The sequence below is a fragment of the Streptomyces sp. SID4985 genome, from assembly GCF_009863025.1.
In the GTDB taxonomy this organism is placed as follows: Bacteria; Actinomycetota; Actinomycetes; order Streptomycetales; family Streptomycetaceae; genus Streptomyces.
This window is the reverse complement of record NZ_WWIR01000686.1, coordinates 1-21196: the sequence shown is the minus strand read 5'-3', so window position 1 is coordinate 21196 and position 21196 is coordinate 1. Positions and strand designations below refer to the sequence as shown.

Below are 21196 nucleotides of genomic sequence, written 5' to 3'. Positions count from 1 at the left end.
TTGTCGAGCGGGGCGGGTCGGAGTCGACGCCCGGTTCTTGACCCTCACGTGGCGTCAGCCTCCATAGTCGGTGCCGTGGAGGATCACTGGACCGTGGGACGCGTGGCCGCGCTGGCCGGTGTGAGCGTCCGGACGCTGCATCACTATGACGAGATCGGGCTCGTACAGCCGTCGGCGCGGACCGCGGCCGGGTACCGGGCGTATGCGGCGGGCGACGTGGAGCGGCTGCGGGAGGTGCTCGCCTATCGGCGGCTGGGCTTCGGGCTGCGCGAGATCGCCGAGCTGGTCGGCGACCCGGCCACCGACGCGGTCGAGCGTCTGCGACGGCTGCGCGGCCTGCTGCTGGAGCGGCGTGATCGCGCCGACGCCATGGTGACGGCCATCGACAGGGAAATCGAGGCACGGGCGAAGGGGCTGAAGGTGACACCGGAGGAGCAACTGGAGGTACTCGGTGCGCGGCTGTACGACGCGATCGGCGGTGCCTACCCCGCGACACGGCGTACCGAGCCGAGGATCGCCGCGCGGATCTGGGACGCGCTCGGGGACGCGCGGACGGTACTGAACGTCGGGGCGGGCACCGGCTCCTACGAGCCCGCCGATCGCGACGTGACCGCGGTGGAGCCGTCGGCGGTCATGCGGGGGCAGCGGCCTGCCGGTTCGGCGCCGTGCGTGGCCGCCGCCGCGGAGAGTCTGCCGTTCGAGGACCACTCCTTCGACGTCGCCATGGCCGTCTCGACCGTTCACCACTGGGCTGACCCGATGGCCGGGTTGCGCGAGATGCGGCGTGTGGCCCGCCGCGTGGTGGTGCTCACGTTCGACACCGACGAGCCCGGATGGCAGGACCGCTTCTGGCTCACCCGCGACTACCTGCCCGAATTCACCACCGTCCTCGCGGGATTTCCCCCGCTCGCCGGGATGGCCGACGCGATCGGCGCCCGCGCCGAGCCGGTGCCCGTCCCCTGGGACTGTGCCGACGGCCTGTTCGAGGCGTACTGGCGCCGACCGGGGGCCTATCTGGAGGATCACGTGCGCCGCGCCATGTCGGTATGGACGCGGGTCGGCCCGGAGGCCGAGCGGCGAGCGGTACGACGCCTCGGCGACGACCTCGACTCCGGCCGCTGGGCCGAGCGCAACCGCGCCCTCGCCGACCTCGACGCGGCAGACCTCGGCCTCCGCCTGCTGGTGGCGTGAACCGCGGCGCGTCCGGCTCCCCGCTCAGCGGCAGCCGACCGCGGACGGGGCTTGCGCACCGCCTCAGCTCTCCGTCTGTCCGGGCCGGGCGTAGCCTCTGCGGATGACTCCTACGCCCCCTCCGCGGACCATCACGCGCCACCGCGACGGCCGGATCCGCGCCTACCGTCCGACGGCCGACCCCGCTGTCTTCGGGGCGCTGGAGCCCGTGGCGGTCTTCCGGCCGCGTACCGGTGACGAGCTCGTGGAGTCGGCGGTGCGGCACGATCTGGAGCGGGCTGTCTACACGACCCTGAACGGCGTCGTCTGCCTGAGCCGCGCCGGGGACCCGGTGTGGGCGGCGGACTTCGAGCCGCGCTCCGAGGGGAGCAGCGGTCATCGCCCGGGCTGTGCCTTCTCCTTGGACGGACGGACCGTGTGGGTCTACCGGCCGGACGCGATGGCGGGACGCGGAGACTCCGACCAGTGGGTGGTGCACGACGCCGACAGCGGGGCGGTCCTCGCCCGCCATGAGCTGAAGACCGTCGGACACGGCGCCTTCCATCACGTGCACCCCGTGGACGGCAGCGTCTACCTCGACATCGGCGAGGGTCAGGACGGCGTGGTCACCGTGCGCGGCGCGCTCGGTGCCGACGGCGTACCGGAGTTCACGACCTACCCGTGGACGGACCGCTGCCTGATCGGCCTGGCGCCGGGCGGGGAGCGGTTCATGTCCGTCGAACACGGCCAGACGGACGTCGCCTTCCACGAACACCCCGGCGGAGACGTCCTCCTGACCCTCTCCGTCGAGGACTTCGGCTACGACCCGGAGGAGACGTTCGTGGAATGGTCCGGCGGCTACCTCACCCCGGACACGGCCGTCGTCACCCTGGGCGGCGAGACCGAGGACGGGGACGAGTGGTTCCGCCACCACCTGGTCGACGTACGCACGGGCGAGATCGGCGGCGAGATCACCGCCGAGGTGCCCAGCCCGTACGACCTGAAGCCCCTGGGCGACGGCTCCTTCCTGATCCCCGGCGCCGAGGGGCACCCTGTGCGTCGGTCCTGTCTGGGCGGGGTGTGATCGCGCGGAGTGGTCGGTGGAGCGGGGGCAATGCGTCTCGTACGGTCGGCCCGTGATGATCAGAACAGGTGACCCGCGCAGGCTCGGCCTGCCTGCCTCCGAGGCGCGGTTGCGCTTCGAGGCGGAGCGGCAGAAGGTCGGCGACGGGCCGCGGCGGCGGTTGCTCATGGTGGACGGCGAGCCCGCCTTCGAGCTGAGCCTCTACTGCGGGTCGTGCCCGTTGCTGTTCCGCCGGTTGGAGACCTCGGGGCAGAAGCTGTCCCTGGAGAACGTGCGGGAACGGCTCACCGGTGCGCTGGACGACCCGGACGGCGGCGGTGTGATCGAGGCGTTCGGGGCGCTGCTGCCGGAGGGCGAGTACCTTCCGCTGCTCCTGAGCGTGGAACCCCGGCTGGTCGTCCCCGGCCAGGAGGGCGACTACTTCAGCGGCGAGCAGGTCGAGACATGGGGGATCGGCCAGTTCTGGGGCCTCCCGGAGTACCCGCACACCCCGTACTACCGCACCTTCGAGACCCCCGTCGACGCGGACGCCCATCTCTACGAGTTCGTCGTGCCCATGGTCCCCCCGACGTGGAACCAGCGGGACCGCGTCGAGGAGTACATCACGCTCATGGAGGGCGGAACCGTCCCCACGGCGGTGGCCATCTCCACCCTGGACGTGTGCGAACCCGCCGCCGGAATGCCTGCCGACCACTACCGCCACTGGGGCCTGACCCACTTCCTCCTCGACGGCCACCACAAACTGGAAGCCGCCGCCACGGCAGGCCGCCCGGTCCGGCTCCTCTCCCTCCTGACGCTGGGCGAGAGCCTGGCCGAAGCGGGAGAGTGCGCCCGGCTGCCCGCCCTCCGCGCCCAGCCGCGTTCGGCCCGGACGGCCGTTGGCTGAACCGGTGCCGAGGACCATGTCCGCATACCCCCACCCAGTCATTGCATAAACGTGCAGCACTACGTATAGTCATGCCAATGAAGGAGGCTGACATGACCGTCCGCGTAGCTGTCGCCGGCGCCAGTGGGTATGCCGGGGGAGAAGTGCTGCGGCTGCTGCTCGGGCATCCGGGTGTCGAGGTCGGGGCCGTGACCGCGCACGGAAACGCCGGGCAGCGGCTCGGGGCGTTGCAGCCGCAGTTGGTGCCGCTCGCTGGGCGCGTGTTGGCGGAGACCAGCGCCGAGACCCTCGCGGGGCACGACGTCGTGTTTCTCGCGCTGCCGCACGGGCAGTCCGCAGCCGTCGCCGAGCAGCTCGGGCCCGACGTGCTCGTCATCGACATGGGCGCCGACTTCCGGCTGAAGGACGCCGGGGACTGGGAGCGGTTCTACGGGAGCCCGCATGCCGGTACCTGGCCGTACGGGCTGCCCGAACTCCCGGGTGCCCGCGCCGCGTTGGAGGGGTCCAAGCGTGTCGCGGTGCCCGGTTGCTATCCGACCGCCGTCTCCCTCGCCCTCGTCCCGGCGTACGTCGCCGGACTCGCCGAGCCCGAGGCCGTCGTCGTCGCCGCCTCCGGTACCTCCGGCGCGGGCAAGGCGCCCAAGGCGCATCTGCTCGGCAGTGAGGTCATGGGGTCGATGTCGCCGTACGGGGTGGGGGGCGGGCATCGGCACACCCCGGAGATGATCCAGAACCTCAGCGGGGCGGCCGGGCGACGCGTCTCCGTCTCCTTCACGCCCACCCTCGCGCCCATGCCCCGCGGCATCCTCGCCACGTGCAGTGCGAAGGCGCGTCCGGGGGTGGACGGCCAAGCCGTGCGTGCCGCCTACGAGAAGGCGTACGCCGACGAGCCGTTCGTCCACCTCCTCCCCGAGGGGCAGTGGCCCGCGACCGGCTCCGTCACCGGCTCCAACGCCGTACAGGTGCAGGTCGCGTACGACGAGGAAACCCACCGCGTCATCGCCATCAGCGCCATCGACAACCTGACCAAGGGCACCGCGGGCGGTGCCGTACAGAGCATGAACATCGCCCTCGGGCTCGACGAGACCACCGGGCTTTCCACGATCGGAGTCGCGCCTTGAGCGTCACAGCGGCCAAGGGATTCACCGCGGCGGGCATCGCCGCCGGGATCAAGGGCAACGGCAACCCCGACCTGGCCCTCGTGGTCAACACCGGCCCCCGCCGAGCCGCCGCCGGAGTCTTCACCGCCAACCGCGTGAAGGCCGCCCCGGTGCTGTGGTCGGAGCAGGTGGTCAAGAGCGGCGAGGTCTCCGTCGTCGTCCTCAACTCCGGTGGCGCCAACGCCTGTACGGGTCCGAAGGGCTTCCAGGACACCCACGCCACCGCCGAGAAGGCCGCCGAGGTCCTCGGGCGCGGCGCGATCGAGGTCGCCGTCTGCTCGACCGGGCTCATCGGCGTCCACCTTCCGATGGACAAGCTGCTGCCCGGCATCGAGACGGCCGCCGCCGCCCTGAGCGAGCACGGCGGCGAGAAGGCCGCCATCGCCATCAAGACCACCGACACCCACCACAAGACGGCCGTGGTCGGCGGCGACGGCTGGACCGTCGGCGGTATGGCCAAGGGCGCCGGAATGCTCGCCCCCGGCCTCGCCACCATGCTCGTCGTCCTCACCACCGACGCCGACGTGGACAGCGAAGGACTCGACACGGCCCTGCGCGCCGCCACCAAGGTCACCTTCGACCGGGTCGACTCCGACGGCTGCATGTCCACCAACGACACCGTCCTGCTGCTCTCCTCCGGCGCCTCCGGCATCACGCCGGGCCAGGAGGAGTTCACCGAGGCCGTCCGCAAGGTCTGCGAGGACCTCGGCCGTCAGCTCATCGGCGACGCCGAGGGCGCCAGCAAGGACATCAAGGTCGAGGTGATCAACGCGGCCACCGAGGAGGACGCCGTCGAGGTCGGCCGCTCGATCGCCCGCAACAACCTCCTCAAGTGCGCGATCCACGGCGAGGACCCCAACTGGGGCCGTGTCCTGTCCGCCATCGGCACCACCAAGGCCGCCTTCGACCCCGACCTGCTCAACGTCGCCATCAACGACGTCTGGGTCTGCAAGAACGGCTCCGTCGGCGAGGACCGCGACCTGGTCGACATGCGCTACCGCGAGGTGCACATCGTCGCCGACCTCGCCGCGGGCACCGAGACGGCCACCATCTGGACCAACGACCTGACCGCGGACTACGTCCACGAGAACAGCGCGTACTCCTCATGAGCAGCCCCACGCGGAAGCACACCGCGCTCCCCAAGGCCCAGATCCTCGTCGAGGCGCTGCCCTGGCTCACCCGGCACCACGGCAAGACGGTCGTCATCAAGTTCGGCGGCAACGCCATGGTCGACGAGGAGCTGAAGGCCGCCTTCGCCCAGGACGTCGTCTTCCTGCGGCACGCCGGGCTCAGGCCGGTCGTCGTGCACGGCGGGGGCCCGCAGATCAGCGCCGCGCTCGACAGGCACGGCATCGTCAGCGAGTTCAAGGCCGGGCTCAGGGTCACCACCGAGGAGGCCATGGACGTCGTACGGATGGTGCTCGCGGGCCAGGTCCAGCGCGAACTGGTCGGCCTGCTCAACGCGCACGGTCCGCTCGCCGTCGGCCTCACCGGCGAGGACGCCCACACCATCACCGCGACCCGCCACCAGCCCCGCATCGACGGCGAGTTGGTGGACATCGGACGCGTCGGCGAGATCACCGCGATCGACACCGGCGCCATCGAGGCACTGCTCGCGGACGGCCGCATCCCGGTCGTCTCCTCCATCGCCCGCTCCGAGGACGACGGTCATGTCTACAACGTCAATGCTGATACGGCGGCTGCGGCACTCGCTGCTGCGCTGGGCGCCGAAACCCTCATGGTCCTCACCGACGTCGAGGGTCTCTACGAGGACTGGCCGCACTCCGACGAGGTGATCAGCCGCCTCACCGCCACGCAGCTGGAGAAGCTGCTGCCCGAACTCTCCTCGGGCATGGTGCCCAAGATGGAGGGTTGCCTCCACGCCGTACGCAACGGCGTGAACACCGCCCGCGTCATCGACGGCCGGGTCCAGCACTCGATCCTGCTGGAGATCTTCACGGACGAGGGCATCGGCACCATGGTCGTGCCCGACGACGAGCCGGACACCCCGGGGGAGTCATGAGCGACATCAACAATGAGGACCTGACCGCCCGTTGGCAGGGCGCCCTCATGAACAACTACGGCACCCCGCGCCTGCCCCTCGTGCGCGGCGAGGGCACCGCCGTGTGGGACGCCGACGGCAAGCGGTACCTCGACTTCGTCGGCGGCATCGCGGTCAACGCCCTCGGCCACGCGCACCCCGCGGTCGTGGCGGCCGTCAGCACGCAGATCGCGTCCCTCGGCCATGTCTCCAACCTCTTCGTCGCCGAGCCGCCCGTCGCCCTCGCCGAGCGCCTGCTGCGGCTGTTCGGCCGGGATGGCAAGGTCTTCTTCTGCAACTCCGGCGCCGAGGCCAACGAGGCCGCCCTCAAGATCGGCCGGCTGACCGGGCGCACCCACATGGTCGCGACCACCGGCGGCTTCCACGGCCGCACCATGGGCGCCCTCGCGCTCACCGGCCAGCCCGCCAAGCAGACCCCGTTCCTGCCGCTGCCCGGCGAGGTCACCCACGTCCCCTACGGCGACGCCCGCGCCCTCGCCGACGCTGTCACCGACGAGACCGCCATGGTCATCATCGAGCCCATCCAGGGCGAGAACGGCGTCGTGGTCCCGCCGCCCGGTTATCTCAAGGCCGCCCGCGCGATCACCGCCGCGACCGGCGCCCTGCTGGTCCTGGACGAGGTGCAGACCGGCGTCGGCCGCACCGGCGACTGGTTCGCCTACCAGGCCCACGACGGCGTACTCCCCGACATCGTCACCCTCGCCAAGGGCCTGGGCGGCGGACTCCCGCTCGGCGCCACCCTCGCCTTCGGACGCGCCGCCGACCTGCTCCAGCCCGGCCAGCACGGCACCACCTTCGGCGGCAACCCGGTCGCCTGCGCCGCCGGACTCGCCGTACTCGACACCATCGAGGCCGAGGGGCTGCTCGCCAACGCCAAGCGGCAGAGCGAGAACCTGCGCCAGGGAATCGAGGCGCTCGGCCACCCGCTCGTCGACCATGTACGGGGCGCGGGGCTCCTGCTGGGTATCGTGCTCTCCGGACCGTACGCGGCGCAGGCGCAGGCGGCGGCCCAGGAAGCCGGGTTCCTGGTGAACGCGCCCGCCCCCGACGTCGTACGGCTCATGCCCCCGCTGAACCTCCGCGACGACGAGGCGAGCGCCTTCCTCCAGGCGCTGCCCGGCATCCTCGACGCAAGCCGAGAGGACGGACGAGCCGGAGAATGAGACGACGATGAGCCAGGCGCAGGACCACGGACAGGCGGGGGGTGCCGGTCCCGCGGTGCCGCAGACCCGCACCGCCCGCCACCGCCGGATCGTGGACATCCTCAACCGGCAGCCGGTGCGCTCGCAGAGCCAGCTCGCCAAGCTGCTCGCCGACGACGGGCTGAGCGTCACCCAGGCGACGCTCTCCCGGGACCTCGACGAGCTGAACGCGGTCAAGATCCGCGACACCGACGGCGACCTGATCTACGCGGTGCCCAGCGAGGGCGGCTTCCGCACCCCGCGCGCCCCGCTGGGGGAGTCCGCCAAGGAGGAGCGGATGCGGCGGCTCTCCCAGGAGCTGCTGATCTCCGCCGAGGCGTCCGCCAACCTCGTGGTGCTGCGCACCCCGCCCGGCGCCGCCCAGTTCCTCGCCTCGGCCATCGACCAGGCCGAACTGCAGGACATCCTCGGCACCATCGCCGGTGACGACACCCTCCTGCTCATCAGCCGCAACCCCACCGGCGGCCAGGCGCTCGCCGACCATCTGCTGCGGCTGGCCCAGAACGGCCAGTGACGGCGACAGGGGCGCGGGGAGTGTCGTCACTCCCCGCGCCCCCAGCCGGGTGCGCCGCGTAGGCGCGATACGGCGGCCGGTCAGCCGAGCCGCGTCGCCAGCCCCCCGGTACAGCGCACCTCGTCCCCGGCGGTGATGAGCAGCGCCTCCACGTCGGGCAGTGACTCCAGCCAGTCCAGTCCCTCGCGCGAGCCCATCGCGAAGGCGGCCGTGGCCCAGCAGTCCGTCCAGGTCAGCCGGGGGCCCACCACCGTCACCGCGACCAGGTCGGTCACCGCCGACTTGCCGGTGCGCGGGTCCACGATGTGCGCGCCCCGCTCGGCCGTCCCCGAGGTCGCCACGGACAGCTCCTCCGCACCGGCCGCCGAGATCACCGCCGCGAGCCCGCCGGGCCGCATCGGATCGGCGACGCCCACCCGCCACGCCCGCCCCGGCTCAGGGGCGCCGCACATCTGCACGTCGCCGCCGCCGTTCACACTGACCCCGCGCACCCCGTCCACGGCCGCCAGCGCCCGGGCCGCCCGCTCGGCGGACCAGCCCTTGACGATCCCGGTCGGGTCCAGCGAGCCCCGGTAGCGCGGGCTGAACCAGCCCTCGCTCACCCGCTCCGCCTCGGCCGCGAGCTCCAGCACCTCGGCGACCTCCGGCGCGCACTCCTCCACCGTCAGCTCGCCCCGGACCAGCCGGGAGACCTCGCTGTCCTCGCGGTACGTGCTGAACAGCGCGTCCACCCGGTGCAGGCCCGCGACCGCCTCGTCCAGCGCCGCGCGCACCGCGTCCGCCTCGCCGCCGCGCACGTCGAAGGAGAACACGGTCCCCATGACCTCCTCCGCGTGCCGCACCACGGAGTCCTTCACCCCCTCGGCCACCCGGTCAGCCACCGGCCTGGTCCAGCGCGGACTGCAGCGACTGCTTGTATCCGGTGCTGGTGTAGGTGGCCCCGGACACCGAGTCGATGTCCGCGTTCCCGGCCGTCACGGCCGCCTGGTTGAGCTTGGGCACGGAGAGCGCGGTCTTCTGGTCGCTCGTGCCGCCCTTGGGGGCCTGGACGGCCTCGGCCCGGGTGATCTTCTTGCCGCTGACCGTGATCCGCACCTGGACGGCCCCGTACGGCGTCTGCACGGCCTTGCCGGTGACGGTACGCGGAGCGGCCGCCTCGGCCGAACCGGAGCCGCCCGAATTCGAGCCACCGGAACCGGAGTTGGAGCCCGAGCCCGATCCCGGAGCGGGGGCCGACGCCTTCATCTTGTCCAGCGCCGACTGGAGCGACTTCTTGTACCCCGTGCTCGTGTACGTCGCGCCCGACACCGAGTCGATGTCCGCGCTCTGCGCCGCCACCGCCTCCTGGTTGAGCTTGGGCACCGAGAGCGCGGTCTTCTGGTCGCTCGTGCCGCCCTTGGGCGCCTGGACCGCCTCCGCCTTGGCGACCTTCCCGTTCCTGACGGTCAGCCGCACCTGCACGGCCCCGTACTGCGTCTGGGCCACGTCCCCGGTCACCGCCTGGGTACCGGCCTGCTCCGCGCCGCCCTGCGGCGAGTCCTGCGCGGCCGCCGTCTGCTGCGGCGCCGCGCCCGCCGCCGACGCCGAGGACGGGTCGGAGGACGGCTTCAGCGCCAGCAGCAGCACGACACCGGACACGGTCGCGGCGGTGGCCAGCACGACCCGGCGAATCGGGTGGCTCTTCCTCATGTCTTCCAGGGCTCCAGGTCTTGTGCGAACGGTCTTCGGTGAGCGCCGCTCACATCTCGAACGACTCGTGGTGGATACGGCGGGCCGGCACCCCGGCGTCACGCAGCGCCTCGTACACCGACTGCGCGAATCCGGGCGGGCCGCACATGAAGACGTCGTGGTGATCGATGTCGGGGATCTTGCGCTGGAGGTTCTCCGCCGAGATGTCCGGGCGCCGCCCCTCCGGGCTGTTCACCGCGTACATCAGCCGGGCGCCGCGCTCCTCCGCGATGGTCGCCAGCTCGTCCCACAGGGCCAGGTCCTGCGTGGTGTTGGCCCGGTAGAGCAGGGTGATGTCACCGGCCGCGCCGGGCAGCGTCTCGAACAGCGCCCGCATCGGGGTGATGCCGACACCACCCGCGACCAGCAGCACCTTGCCCCGGCTGCGCCGCTGGGCGGTGAGCGCTCCGTACGGCCCCTCCGCCCACACCCGCGTGCCCGGCGTCAGCTCGCGCAGCCGCGCGCTGTGGTCGCCGATCGCCTTCACGGTGATCCGCAGCATCCCCGGGCGGGGCGCCGCCGACAGCGAGTACGGGTGCGAGCTGAACCGCATTCCAGGGGCCAGGAACCGCCAGCGGAAGAACTGGCCCGCCTGCGCGCCCATCCGGTGCAGCTTGCGGCCCGAGATCAGCACCGACACGATGCCCGGCGACTCCTCGATCACCGCCTCCACCCGCATCCGGTGCCGCAGGTTCAGCCGGACCGGCACGATGATCCGGTACCAGAGCACCAGCGCGGTCACCGCGCCGTAGAGCACGTACCAGAAGGTCTTGGCGGTCGGCTCCACCGCGAAGTCGTTGCCGGTGGTGATCTGGTGCCAGAACGTCAGGAACACGGCCGCGTACGTCAGCAGGTGCACGTGGTACCAGGTGTCGTACGGCAGCCTGCGCCGCACCACACCGATGGACGACAGGCCGATCACCACGAACAGGCCGGTGCCGATGGCCGCCTTGCCCATGTCGGGCAGCTGGTTCACCGAGTCGATCGTCTGTTGCACGATGTCCCCGAGGGACTTGCCCGCCTGGAGCGCGTACCCCCACATGATGAGGAAGACATGCGCGAGGACCAGGCTGAGCGTGTAACGGCCGCTCATCGCGTGCCAGCGGGCCACCCGGTCCGAGCCGACCCGCCGCTCCAGCGCCGGTACGCGCGCCATCTGCAGCACGACCAGCGCCATCAGGTATCCGGCGAGCAGCCCGGTGATCCGGCCCGCGTTCAGAATCCGGCCCGCGTTGTCCGCGATGGACGGCGTGTTGTGCCACCAGAGCCACAACACGGCCGCCGCCCCGGCCCACACCGCCAGCAGCAGCGGGACGGCGGGGGAGCGGCGTGGACGGATGCGGCGCATCGTCTGGCGGCGGGCGGCACGTCCGCCCGCAAGCGTGGTGGTCACGGTTCCTCCGTGGGGACTTGACCCTTGGCCCACACATACGAGCGGTACGCGCGGAGTGTTCAGCGTGCGGCGGAGTCGAGCGCGGACTGGAGCGACTGCCTGTATCCGGTGCTGGTGTAGGTGGCTCCCGACACCGTGTCGATGTCCGCGCTCTGGGCCGCCAGCGCCTCGGCGCGCAGCCGGGGCAGGGCGAAGGCGTTGATCTCCTGGTCGCGCGAATTCTCCGAGGGATGCCGGACGGCGGTCACGTCGGTGAGCCTGCCGTTGTCGAGCGTCACCCGGACCTGGACCGGCCCCCACCGCGTCTGCGCGGTGTCCCCGGTGACGGTGCGGCTGCCGGTGCCCGCACCGGCCGAGCCCTGCGGCGGTACGGCTGCCAATGCCGGGTTCGTGTGCGGCTTCAGGGACAGCGGCAGCACCGTCACGGCGACGGCGGCCGCGCAGGCCAGGACGGTACGGCGCAGGGGCCGGTTCTTGCGCAGGGGATGCACGGTGATTCCTCTGTGTCCTACAACTCGAATGTGTCCTACAGCTCGAACGATTCGTGGTGGATGCGCCGGTCCGGGACGCCCGCCGCCCGCAGCGCCGCGTAGACGCCCTGGGCGAAGCCGTGGGGGCCGCAGATGAAGACGTCGTGTCCCGGCAGCCCGGGGTACGCCGCGCGCAGCCACTCCGGGGTGAGCAGGGGGCGCTCGCCGTGCGGGCCGTTGAGCACGTACCGCAGCGGGGCGCCACGCCGGTGGGCTATCGCCTCCAACTCCCCGCGCAGGGCCAGGTCCTCGGTCCCGCGTGCCCGGTAGAGCAGCGCCGTTTCCCCGGGCAGCGTCTCGAACAGCGCGCGCAGGGGCGTGATGCCCACCCCGGCCGCGATGAGCAGGGACCGGTGGCTCGTGGCCCGCCCGGCGGTGAGCGAGCCGTACGGTCCCTCCGCCCACACACGGGTGCCCGGCCGCAGCAGCGCGACCTTCGCGCTGTGGTCGCCCAGCGCCTTCACGGTGATCCGCAGCCGGTCGGGGAGCGGCGGCGCGGAGAGCGAGTACGGGGTGGAGGTGCCGCCGAGTCCCGCGCCGAGGAACCGCCAGCGGAAGAACTGGCCGGACTCCGCGCCCAGTTGGTCCAGCCGCCGCCCGGTCACGACCACCGAGTACACGCCTGGCGCCTCCGCCCGCACGGACTCCACCCGCAGCCCGTGCCGCAGATTCAGCCGCACCGGGACCAGCACACGGAACCACAGCACCAGCGCCGCGGCCGAGAGGTACAGCGCGTACCACGCGGCGTTCGCACCGCGCCCGCCGAGGTCCGCGCCCAGGGCCACCTGGTGCCCGAAGGCCAGGAACACGGCCGCGTAGGTCAGCAGATGGACGCGGTACCAGAACTCGTGGCCCGTGCGGCGGCGCACCGCCCGCGCGGAGGTGATCCCCACCGCGCCCAGCACGACCGTGCCCGCCGTCGCCTTCAGCATGTCGGGGTAGTCGAGGACGACGGTGACCGTCTCGTGCCACAGCGAGGCCCGCTCCTGCGCGGCGTACCCGGCGATGATCAGCACGACGTGCGCGACCAGCAGCGAGACCGTCCAGCGCCCGGCGAGCGCGTGCCAGCGGGCCACCCGGTCCGAGCCGATCCGCGTCTCCAGCAGCGGTACCCGCGCCATCAGGCCGACCAGGACGGCACAGGCGTACCCGCACAGCAGGCCGGTGATCCGCCCGGCGCCCGTCAGCCAGCCCGCCGCGCCCACGACCGTGTCCGTACCGGTCCACCACAGCGCGAGCACGGCCGCCGCGCCCGCCCACAGCAGGACCAGCACGGGCACGGCGGGCGAGCGGCGGGCCGGGGGTGACACGGGCGGCGCCGCGCGCCACTCGTCCACGGTGGTCATCGGTGTCGTCCCTTCGTCCGTCCTTCGTCCGTCAGGACCGCCACTGTGCGGGGCGAAGTTCTGAGGGACCTCTGAACGGCACCGGGGTCTTCAGAGGAAACTCAGAGCTTCGCCGGTCGCGTCCCACCCCTGCGCATCGGCGATGCTGGAGAGCGCGATGAACACCTCTCCCTCCGGCCGCCCCACGCTCACCCGTCCCGACGGCACCCCCCTGCGCGTCCTCGTCGTGGACGACGACCCCGACCTCGCGGAGGTGCTCACCGGAGCCCTGCGCTACGAGGGCTGGGAGGTCCGCGCGGCGGGCGACGGCGCCTCGGCCCTCGCCTCGGCACGGGAGCTGCGGCCCGACGCCGTCGTCCTGGACGTGATGCTGCCGGACACCGACGGCCTCGCCGTGCTGCGCCGTCTGCAGGAGGTCGGCCCCGATGTCTGTGTGCTCTTCCTCACCGCGCGGGACGCCGTCGAGGACCGGATCGCGGGGATCACGGCGGGCGGCGACGACTACGTGACCAAGCCCTTCAGCCTGGAGGAGGTCGTCGCCCGGCTGCGCGGACTCCTGCGCCGCGCGGGCATGGCCCGTCTCCTGACCGAGGGCCCGCGCCTGACCGTCGGCGACCTGGTCATGGACGAGGACGCGCGCGAGGTGACCCGGGGCGGTGAGCTGATCGACCTCTCACCGACCGAGTTCGAGCTGCTGCGCTACCTCATGCGCAACCCGCGGTGCGTCCTGAGCAAGGCGCAGATCCTCGACCGGGTGTGGTCCTACGACTTCGGGGGCCGCGCGCATGTGGTCGAGCTGTACATCTCCTACCTGCGCAAGAAGGTGGACGCCGGACGCGAGCCGATGATCCACACCGTGCGCGGGGCGGGGTACGTGCTGAAGCCGGTGGCCCGGTGAGGAGGCCGAGGCTGAGGGAGCGACGGTCGTCGTGGAGGCCGCGGCTGCCCCGCACCCTGCGCGCCCGGCTCACCGCAGGGCTGGTCGTGCTGCTCGCCGTGAGCTGCGCGGCCGTGGGCCTGGCCGCGGTCGTGGAGCTGAACGGCTTCCTCACCCGGCGCCTGGACCAGCAGCTCGTCGAGGCGGGCGACCGGTTCCCGGAGAGCCTGGAACACCACGGCGTCCTGCCCGACGACCACGACGGCGACGAGTACGGCGACACCCGGCGCCAGACGGCGGGCACCTTCGGCGCCCGGCTGGTCGACGGCAGGGTCACCCACCGCGGCCTCGTGCGGGCCGGAGATCCGACCGCCGACCTGGGCGTCGCCCTGACCCCGGCGGACGCGCGGGCGCTGGCCGCGCTGCCGCCCGACGGCAGCCCGCACACGGTCCGCCTGTCCGCCCTGCACGACTACCGGCTGACGGCTGACCGGGGCCGGGACGGCGACGTCCTGGTCGTCGGACTTCCCCTGGAGCCGGTGGAGGCCGCCGTCCACCGGCTGGAGCTGGTCTCCGGGGTCGTCTTCGGGCTCGCCCTCGTGGTCACCGGAGTGGCCGGGGCGCTCTGGGTCCGCTGGTCGCTGCGGCCGCTCAACCGGGTCGCCGCGACCGCCACCCGGGTCAGCGGGCTTCCGCTGGCCAGCGGCGAGGTGGCACTCCCGGCGAGGGTGCCGGTCGCGGAGCCGCGCAGCGAGGTCGGCCGGGTCGCGACCGCCGTCAACCACATGCTCGGCCATGTCGAGGACGCGCTGACCAAGCGGCAGGCGAGCGAGGAGCGGCTGCGCGGCTTCGCCGCCGACGCCAGCCACGAGCTGCGCACCCCGGTCGCCTCGGTGCGCGGACACGCGGAACTCGCGCTGCTGCACCCCGGCCCGGTCCCGGCCGAGGTCACCCGCGCGCTGGAGCGCATCGCCGCCGAGTCCGCCCGGATGGGCGCGATGGTGGACGACCTGCTGCTGCTCGCCCGCCTCGACGCGGGGCGTCCCCTGGAACGCCGTCCGGTCGACCTCACCCGCCTGGTCCTGGACGCGGTCACCGATGCCCGCGCCGTGGGCCCGGACCACCGGTGGACCCTGGACCTCGCCGAGGAGCCGGTCACCGTCTCCGGCGACGCCCACCGGCTGCACCAGGTACTGGCCAACCTCCTGACCAACGCCCGCCTCCACACCCCGCCCGGCACCGAGGTCACGGTCACCCTGGCGGCCGAGGACGGCGCGGCCCGCCTCCGCGTGCGCGACGACGGCCCCGGCATCCCGGAGGAGGTCCGCGCCCACGTCTTCGAGCGGTTCACCCGCGCGGAACACCGGCGCCTCGCGGACGCCCCGGGCGGAGGGGCCGGGCTCGGCCTGTCGATCGTGTCGGCGGTGGTCGAAGCGCACAGCGGAAGCGTGAGCCTGGAGAGCGGTCCGGGAAGCACGACGTTCGTGGTCCGGCTGCCCCGGGAGAGCTAGCCCTCGGCCCCGGCCCCGACGGCCCCGGCCCCGGTCGGCGGCAGGGGCAGCGGCAGCCCCGGCAAGCCGTCGATGCTCGTGGCGATGTGGTCCTTCCTGGCGAAGTACGCGCTCAGCGACGCGTCGTCCTCGCGGGCGAAGCGCTTGGCGTGCAGCTCGCGGTCCGATTCGTAGGCCATGTACGGGACGGCGTAGCCGCAGGAGTCGCGGATCAGGTCCGCGCGGACCACGATGACGGCCCGCAGGCCGTGCTGGGTGGGGTCGATGTCCGGGAACGCGGCCAGGAGCTCCGGGAAGCGGGGGTCGTCGCGGAAGACGGGCTCGCCGCGGCCGTGGACGCGGACGATGTTGGGCGGCCCCTGGAAGGCGCACCACATCAGGGTGATCCGGCCGTTCTCGCGCAGGTGGGCGATGGTCTCCGCGTGGGAGCCCGCGAAGTCGAGATAGGCCAGCGTGAGGTCGTCCAGGACGGCGAAGGAGCCCTTCAGGCCCTTGGGGGAGAGGTTGACCGTGCCGTCGCCGGACAGGGGCGCGGTCGCCGTGAAGAAGAGGGGCTGGTCCTCGATGAATCTCCGCAGCCTGCCGTCGATGCGCTCATATGTCTTTCCCATGCCTGCTGGCTACCCGCGCGCCGCGATTGACGAATCATGCGGAGTTCTGCATACTCATGCATAACAGCGAATGCACGTGAGGAGAAACCCGTGACCGAGCGCGTCGTACTCGCCTACTCAGGCGGACTGGACACCTCCGTCGCCATCGGCTGGATCGCCGAGGAGACGGGCGCCGAGGTCATCGCCGTAGCGGTGGACGTCGGCCAGGGTGGCGAGGACCTGGACGTCATCCGCAAGCGCGCCCTCGCGTGCGGTGCGGTGGAGGCCGAAGTGGCCGACGCCAAGGACGAGTTCGCCGAGGAGTACTGCCTCCCGGCGATCAAGGCGAACGCCCTCTACATGGACCGGTACCCGCTGGTCTCGGCCCTCTCGCGGCCGACCATCGTCAAGCACCTCGTGGCCGCCGCCCAGAAGCACGGCGCCACCACGGTCGCCCACGGCTGCACCGGCAAGGGCAACGACCAGGTCCGTTTCGAGGCAGGCATCGTCGCCCTCGCCCCCGACCTGAAGTGCATCGCCCCGGTCCGCGACTACGCGATGACCCGTGACAAGGCGATCGCCTTCTGCGAGGCGAAGAACCTCCCGATCGCGACCACCAAGAAGTCCCCGTACTCCATCGACCAGAACGTCTTCGGACGCGCCGTCGAGACGGGCTTCCTGGAGGACATCTGGAACGCGCCGATCGAGGACATCTACGAGTACACCTCCAACCCGGCCGAGCCCCGCGAGGCCGACGAGGTCGTCATCACCTTCGAGCGCGGCGTCCCGGTCGCCATCGACGGCCGCCCGGTCACCGTCCTCCAGGCCATCCAGCAGCTCAACGAGCGCGCGGGCGCCCAGGGCATCGGCCGGATCGACATGGTCGAGGACCGTCTCGTCGGCATCAAGTCCCGCGAGGTGTACGAGGCTCCGGGCGCCATCGCCCTGATCACCGCCCACCAGGAGCTGGAGAACGTCACCGTCGAGCGCGAACTCGCCCGCTACAAGCGGCAGGTGGAGCAGCGCTGGGGCGAACTGGTCTACGACGGCCAGTGGTTCTCCCCGCTCAAGCGCGCCCTCGACGGCTTCATCACCGAGGCCAACGAGCACGTGAACGGCGACGTCCGCATGACCCTGCACGGCGGCCGCGCCGTCGTCACCGGCCGCCGGTCCCAGTCGTCGCTGTACGACTTCAACCTCGCCACCTACGACACCGGCGACACCTTCGACCAGGCCGCGGCCAAGGGCTTCATCGACATCTACAGCCTGTCGTCGAAGATCGCCGCCAAGCGGGACCTCGCGTAAGCCGCGTCGTTAACAGGACAGCAGTAGAACGACCGCCTCTCCGCCTGCCAGGGTGGGGAGGCGGTCGTACACCCAGCCACACCCGAGGGAGCAACGCAGTGAGCAGCAACAGCGGTGACGTACGGCTCTGGGGCGGCCGTTTCGCCGACGGTCCCGCCGAGGCCCTGGCGAAGCTGTCCGCGTCCGTCCACTTCGACTGGCGGCTCGCCCCCTACGACATCGCAGGGTCCCGCGCCCACGCCCGCGTGCTGCACACGGCGGGCCTGCTCACCGAGGACGAGCTGACGCGGATGCTCGCCGGGCTCGACCAGCTGGAGGCGGACGTCGCCGACGGCTCCTTCGTGGGCACGATCGCCGACGAGGACGTGCATACGGCGCTGGAGCGCGGCCTCCTCGAACGGCTCGGCCCCGACCTCGGCGGCAAACTGCGCGCGGGACGCTCGCGGAACGACCAGGTCGCCACGCTCTTCCGGATGTACCTGCGCGACCACGCCCGGATCGTCGGCGGCCTGATCGCCGACCTCCAGGACGCCCTGATCGGCCTGGCCGAAGCCCACCCGGACGTGGCCATGCCCGGCCGCACCCACCTCCAGCACGCCCAGCCGGTGCTCTTCGCCCACCATGTGCTGGCCCATGTGCAGTCCCTGTCCCGGGACGCCGAGCGGCTGCGCCAGTGGGACCAGCGCACGGCCGTCTCGCCGTACGGCTCCGGCGCGCTGGCCGGGTCCTCCCTAGGGCTCGACCCGGAGGCGGTCGCCCGCGACCTCGGCTTCGAGCACGGCAGCGTCGGCAACTCGATCGACGGCACGGCCTCGCGGGACTTCGTCGCGGAGTTCGCCTTCATCACCGCCATGATCGGCGTGAACCTCTCCCGGATCGCCGAGGAGATCATCATCTGGAACACGAAGGAGTTCTCCTTCGTCACCCTGCACGACGCCTTCTCCACCGGCTCCTCGATCATGCCGCAGAAGAAGAACCCGGACATCGCGGAGCTGGCACGCGGCAAGTCGGGTCGCCTCATCGGCAACCTGACCGGCCTGCTGGCCACCCTCAAGGCCCTTCCCCTCGCCTACAACCGCGACCTCCAGGAGGACAAGGAGCCGGTCTTCGACTCCTGCGACCAGCTCGAAGTCCTGCTCCCCGCCTTCACCGGCATGATCGCCACCCTCACCGTGCACCGCGAGCGCATGGAGGAACTGGCCCCGGCCGGCTTCTCCCTCGCCACCGACATCGCGGAATGGCTGGTCAAGCAGGGCGTCCCCTTCCGCGTCGCCCACGAGGTCGCGGGCGAGTGCGTCAAGGCCGCCGAGGCCGAGGGCAAGGAACTGGACGAACTGACCGACGACCAGTTCGCCAAGATCTCCACCCACCTCACCCCCGAGGTCCGCACGGTCCTGAACGTCCCGGGCGCGCTGGCGTCCCGCAATGGGCGAGGGGGTACGGCCCCGAGCGCGGTGGCCATTCAACTGGCGGAACTGAAGACGGATGTGAAGACACAGCACGATTGGGCGAGGCCCTAGTTTCTTAGGGGCGCGGGGCTGTATCGATTTGCGGCTACCGCCGTGTGGGCGCGACAAGCCACAACGCACCCGCGGCCGCCCAAGAGCCGAACCCCCCGAGCTCTTGGGCGCACCGGCTACGTTGGTGTCGCAGTCGACGGAAACGGAGCCCGAGATGCCCTTCGCCCGCCTCGCAGCCGCGACAACCCCGACCCGCCACATCGGCCTGGGCCTGGCCGCAGTGGGCCGTCCCGGCTACATCAACCTGGGCCGGGCCGAAGACCTCGGAGCGGACCGCAGCGTGGAAGCGCTGCGCGCCCGCACCCATGAACTTCTCGACGCGGCCTACGCGCAGGGCGTCCGCTACTTCGACACCGCCCGCTCCTACGGCCGGGCGGAGGAGTTCCTCGCGGACTGGCTCAGCGCACACACAGACGTGAGCGACGTGGTCATCGGCAGCAAGTGGGGCTACACCTACACCGCCGACTGGTCCACCGAAGCCGAACAACACGAGGTCAAGGACCACTCCCTGGCCACGTACGACCGCCAGCGCGCCGAGACCGACACCCTGCTCGGCGACCGGCTCGACCTCTACCAGATCCACTCCGTCACCCCCGACAGCCCGGCCCTCACCGACCGCGCCCTGCACGGACGCCTCGCGCAGGAGGCCGCCGACGGCCTCACCATCGGCTTCTCCACCAGCGGCCCCGCGCAGGCCGACGCCATCCGGGCCGCGCTGAAGATCACGGTGGACGGCGAACGCCTCTTCCGTACCGTGCAGTCGACGTACAACGCCCTGGAGACCTCGGCGGGCGCCGCCCTCGCGGAGGCGCACGACGCCGGGCTGACCGTGATCGTCAAGGAGGGCATGGCCAACGGCCGGCTCGCCGGACCCGACGCGCCCCGGCCCCTGCGGGAGGTGGCCGAGGAGACCGGCCTCGGCGCCGACGCCGTCGCCCTCGCCCTGGTCCTGTGCCGCCCCTGGGCCGACGTGGTGCTCTCCGGCGCCGCGACCGCCACCCAGCTCACCTCCAACCTGCACGCGGCCGCCGTCGACCTGGACGAGGACCAGCTGGGCCGCCTCGCCGCCCTGGCGGAGGACCCGCGCGCGTACTGGGAGCGGCGCGGACAGCTGCCCTGGCACTGAGGGCACGACCGGCACCACCAGTACAACCGGTACAACCAGGCCCTGAGTGAGTCACACATGCCCACGATGAGACATCAATGTCTCACCAGAGGTACCTTTGTCTCATGGCCCTGGACCGAGACCACGTGCTGCGCAGTGCCGCCGCCCTGCTGACCCGCAGATCCACCGCGACCATGGACGAGGTCGCCCGTGCCGCCGGGATCAGCCGTGCCACCCTGCACCGCCACTTCGCCGGACGCGACGCGCTCGTCCGCGCGCTGGAAGCCCTCGGCATCGCCGAGTGCGAGGCCGCGCTCGACCGTGCCCGCCTCGACGAGGGCCCCGTGAGCGAGGCCGTACGCCGTCTGGTGCGCGAGCTGCAGTCCGCCGCCGGACTGGTCGCCTTCCTCTACGGCGAGAGCCAGCTCTGGGAGGGCCAGGGGCAGAACGAGGGCTGGGAGTGTCTGGACGCCCGGATCGGCGCGCTGTTCCGGCGCGGACAGCGCGAGGGCGAGCTGCGCATCGACCTCACCCCCGCCTGGCTCACCGAGGCGCTGTACGGGCTGATCACCGCGTGCGCCTGGGCCACCCTGGACGGCCGCGTGGCCGCCCGTGACTTTCCCACCATGGTCGCCGAGCTGCTGCTCGGCGGCGCCCTCAGGAACGAGGAACCATGACCGGCACCCTGCGGCCGGCCGTCGCGACGGGTACCGAACCCCGCCCCGGCCGCTGGCTCGCACTCGCCGTCCTGACCCTGGCCGTACTCCTGGTGGCCGTCGACGCCACCGTCCTCGGCCTGGCCACCCCCTTCATCAGCGAGGACCTCCACCCCTCCGGCACCGAACTGCTGTGGATCGGGGACGTCTACTCCTTCGTCATCGCCGGACTGCTCGTCTCCATGGGCAGCCTCGGCGACCGCGTCGGCCGCAAGCGCGTCCTGCTGTGGGGCGCGGCGGCGTTCGGCGCGCTCTCCGTCCTGAACGCCTACGCGACGACCCCCGGCCTCATGATCCTGGCCCGCGCCCTGCTCGGCGTGGCGGGCGCGACCCTGATGCCCGCGACCCTGGGCCTGATCCGCACCCTCTTCACCGACCCGCGCGAACGCAGCCTCGCCGTCGGTGTCTGGGGCGCCACCGCCTCCGCCGGTACGGCCGTCGGGCCCATCGTCGGCGGCTTCCTCCTGGAGCACTTCTGGTGGGGCTCGGTCTTCCTG

General features: G+C 72.2%; 21 protein-coding genes. 15 read left to right on the top strand and 6 right to left on the bottom strand.

What is annotated here, in order from left to right; all coding sequences use genetic code 11:
- The first annotated feature begins 93 nt into the window (after positions 1–93).
- The 8 genes from GTW40_RS30255 to GTW40_RS30220 all read left to right on the top strand — a co-directional run bounded on the left by GTW40_RS30255 (position 94) and on the right by GTW40_RS30220 (position 8078).
- Entirely contained in the window at positions 94–1191 is a 1098-nt protein-coding gene (locus GTW40_RS30255; RefSeq protein WP_161183336.1) for a MerR family transcriptional regulator, read from the top strand.
- Between the two features lie 103 nt (positions 1192–1294).
- On the top strand, positions 1295–2254 hold the full coding sequence (locus GTW40_RS30250; RefSeq protein WP_161183321.1) for a hypothetical protein: 960 nt from the start codon (positions 1295–1297) through the stop codon (positions 2252–2254).
- 55 nt (positions 2255–2309) lie between these two features.
- Positions 2310–3140, top strand: a complete 831-nt coding sequence (locus GTW40_RS30245; RefSeq protein ID WP_161183335.1) for a hypothetical protein — start codon at positions 2310–2312, stop codon at positions 3138–3140.
- Positions 3141–3232: 92 nt separating this feature from the next.
- Positions 3233–4261, top strand: coding sequence for an N-acetyl-gamma-glutamyl-phosphate reductase (gene argC, locus GTW40_RS30240; RefSeq protein ID WP_161183320.1), 1029 nt, complete (start codon positions 3233–3235; stop codon positions 4259–4261).
- On the top strand, positions 4258–5409 hold the full coding sequence (gene argJ, locus GTW40_RS30235; RefSeq protein WP_161183319.1) for a bifunctional glutamate N-acetyltransferase/amino-acid acetyltransferase ArgJ: 1152 nt from the start codon (positions 4258–4260) through the stop codon (positions 5407–5409). Before argC ends, argJ begins: the two co-directional genes overlap by 4 nt.
- Complete coding sequence (gene argB / locus GTW40_RS30230; RefSeq protein ID WP_161183318.1) at positions 5406–6323, top strand: acetylglutamate kinase; 918 nt, start codon at positions 5406–5408, stop codon at positions 6321–6323. The genes argJ and argB overlap by 4 nt, the downstream gene beginning before the upstream one ends.
- A 5-nt stretch (positions 6324–6328) precedes the next feature.
- Positions 6329–7525 carry an acetylornithine transaminase gene (locus tag GTW40_RS30225; RefSeq protein ID WP_161183334.1) on the top strand — a complete coding sequence of 399 codons (1197 nt, stop codon included), beginning with the start codon at positions 6329–6331 and terminating at the stop codon, positions 7523–7525.
- A 7-nt stretch (positions 7526–7532) separates the two neighbouring features.
- Positions 7533–8078 carry an arginine repressor gene (locus tag GTW40_RS30220; protein WP_161183317.1) on the top strand — a complete coding sequence of 182 codons (546 nt, stop codon included), beginning with the start codon at positions 7533–7535 and terminating at the stop codon, positions 8076–8078.
- An 80-nt stretch (positions 8079–8158) separates the two neighbouring features.
- Here the strand turns inward: GTW40_RS30220 and GTW40_RS30215 are convergent, their stop codons facing one another.
- Genes GTW40_RS30215 through GTW40_RS30195 form a run of 5 tightly spaced genes read right to left on the bottom strand, consistent with a single transcriptional unit; the run spans position 8159 to position 13075 of the window.
- On the bottom strand, positions 8159–8899 hold the full coding sequence (locus GTW40_RS30215) for an FAD:protein FMN transferase (protein ID WP_161183332.1): 741 nt from the start codon (positions 8897–8899) through the stop codon (positions 8159–8161).
- A 52-nt stretch (positions 8900–8951) separates the two neighbouring features.
- Complete coding sequence (locus GTW40_RS30210; RefSeq protein ID WP_202486612.1) at positions 8952–9767, bottom strand: FMN-binding protein; 816 nt, start codon at positions 9765–9767, stop codon at positions 8952–8954.
- A 49-nt stretch (positions 9768–9816) separates the two neighbouring features.
- A complete protein-coding gene (locus GTW40_RS30205; RefSeq protein ID WP_161183316.1) occupies positions 9817–11199 on the bottom strand; it encodes a ferredoxin reductase family protein in 1383 nt (460 codons plus the stop codon).
- A gap of 59 nt (positions 11200–11258) precedes the next feature.
- Positions 11259–11690, bottom strand: a complete 432-nt coding sequence (locus GTW40_RS30200) for an FMN-binding protein (protein ID WP_161183315.1) — start codon at positions 11688–11690, stop codon at positions 11259–11261.
- 35 nt (positions 11691–11725) lie between these two features.
- Positions 11726–13075 (bottom strand): ferric reductase-like transmembrane domain-containing protein, encoded by a 1350-nt coding sequence (locus GTW40_RS30195; protein WP_161183314.1) that lies wholly within the window; start codon positions 13073–13075, stop codon positions 11726–11728.
- A gap of 157 nt (positions 13076–13232) precedes the next feature.
- Here GTW40_RS30195 and GTW40_RS30190 point away from each other — a divergent pair, with 157 nt between their 5' ends.
- Both GTW40_RS30190 and GTW40_RS30185 read left to right on the top strand, forming a co-directional pair.
- Complete coding sequence (locus GTW40_RS30190) at positions 13233–13973, top strand: response regulator transcription factor (protein WP_161183313.1); 741 nt, start codon at positions 13233–13235, stop codon at positions 13971–13973.
- Positions 13970–15463, top strand: coding sequence for a HAMP domain-containing sensor histidine kinase (locus GTW40_RS30185; RefSeq protein WP_343245826.1), 1494 nt, complete (start codon positions 13970–13972; stop codon positions 15461–15463). The genes GTW40_RS30190 and GTW40_RS30185 overlap by 4 nt, the downstream gene beginning before the upstream one ends.
- Here GTW40_RS30185 and GTW40_RS30180 read toward each other — a convergent pair.
- Complete coding sequence (locus GTW40_RS30180) at positions 15460–16074, bottom strand: pyridoxamine 5'-phosphate oxidase family protein (protein ID WP_161183312.1); 615 nt, start codon at positions 16072–16074, stop codon at positions 15460–15462. The two genes, GTW40_RS30185 and GTW40_RS30180, sit on opposite strands and share 4 nt — an antisense overlap.
- 90 nt (positions 16075–16164) lie before the next feature.
- Here GTW40_RS30180 and GTW40_RS30175 point away from each other — a divergent pair, with 90 nt between their 5' ends.
- The 5 genes from GTW40_RS30175 to GTW40_RS30155 form a co-directional block, all read left to right on the top strand.
- A complete protein-coding gene (locus GTW40_RS30175) occupies positions 16165–17358 on the top strand; it encodes an argininosuccinate synthase (protein ID WP_161183311.1) in 1194 nt (397 codons plus the stop codon).
- Between the two features lie 98 nt (positions 17359–17456).
- Positions 17457–18878, top strand: a complete 1422-nt coding sequence (argH, locus tag GTW40_RS30170) for an argininosuccinate lyase (protein WP_161183310.1) — start codon at positions 17457–17459, stop codon at positions 18876–18878.
- Positions 18879–19032: 154 nt separating this feature from the next.
- Positions 19033–20004 carry an aldo/keto reductase gene (locus GTW40_RS30165; RefSeq protein WP_161183309.1) on the top strand — a complete coding sequence of 324 codons (972 nt, stop codon included), beginning with the start codon at positions 19033–19035 and terminating at the stop codon, positions 20002–20004.
- Between the two features lie 104 nt (positions 20005–20108).
- The gene (locus GTW40_RS30160) at positions 20109–20660 is read left to right on the top strand and encodes a TetR/AcrR family transcriptional regulator (protein ID WP_161183308.1); all 552 of its coding nucleotides are present in this window, start codon (positions 20109–20111) and stop codon (positions 20658–20660) included.
- The coding region (locus GTW40_RS30155) for an MFS transporter (protein ID WP_161183307.1) at positions 20657–21196 on the top strand (540 nt) is incomplete at its 3' end. The genes GTW40_RS30160 and GTW40_RS30155, both read left to right, overlap by 4 nt.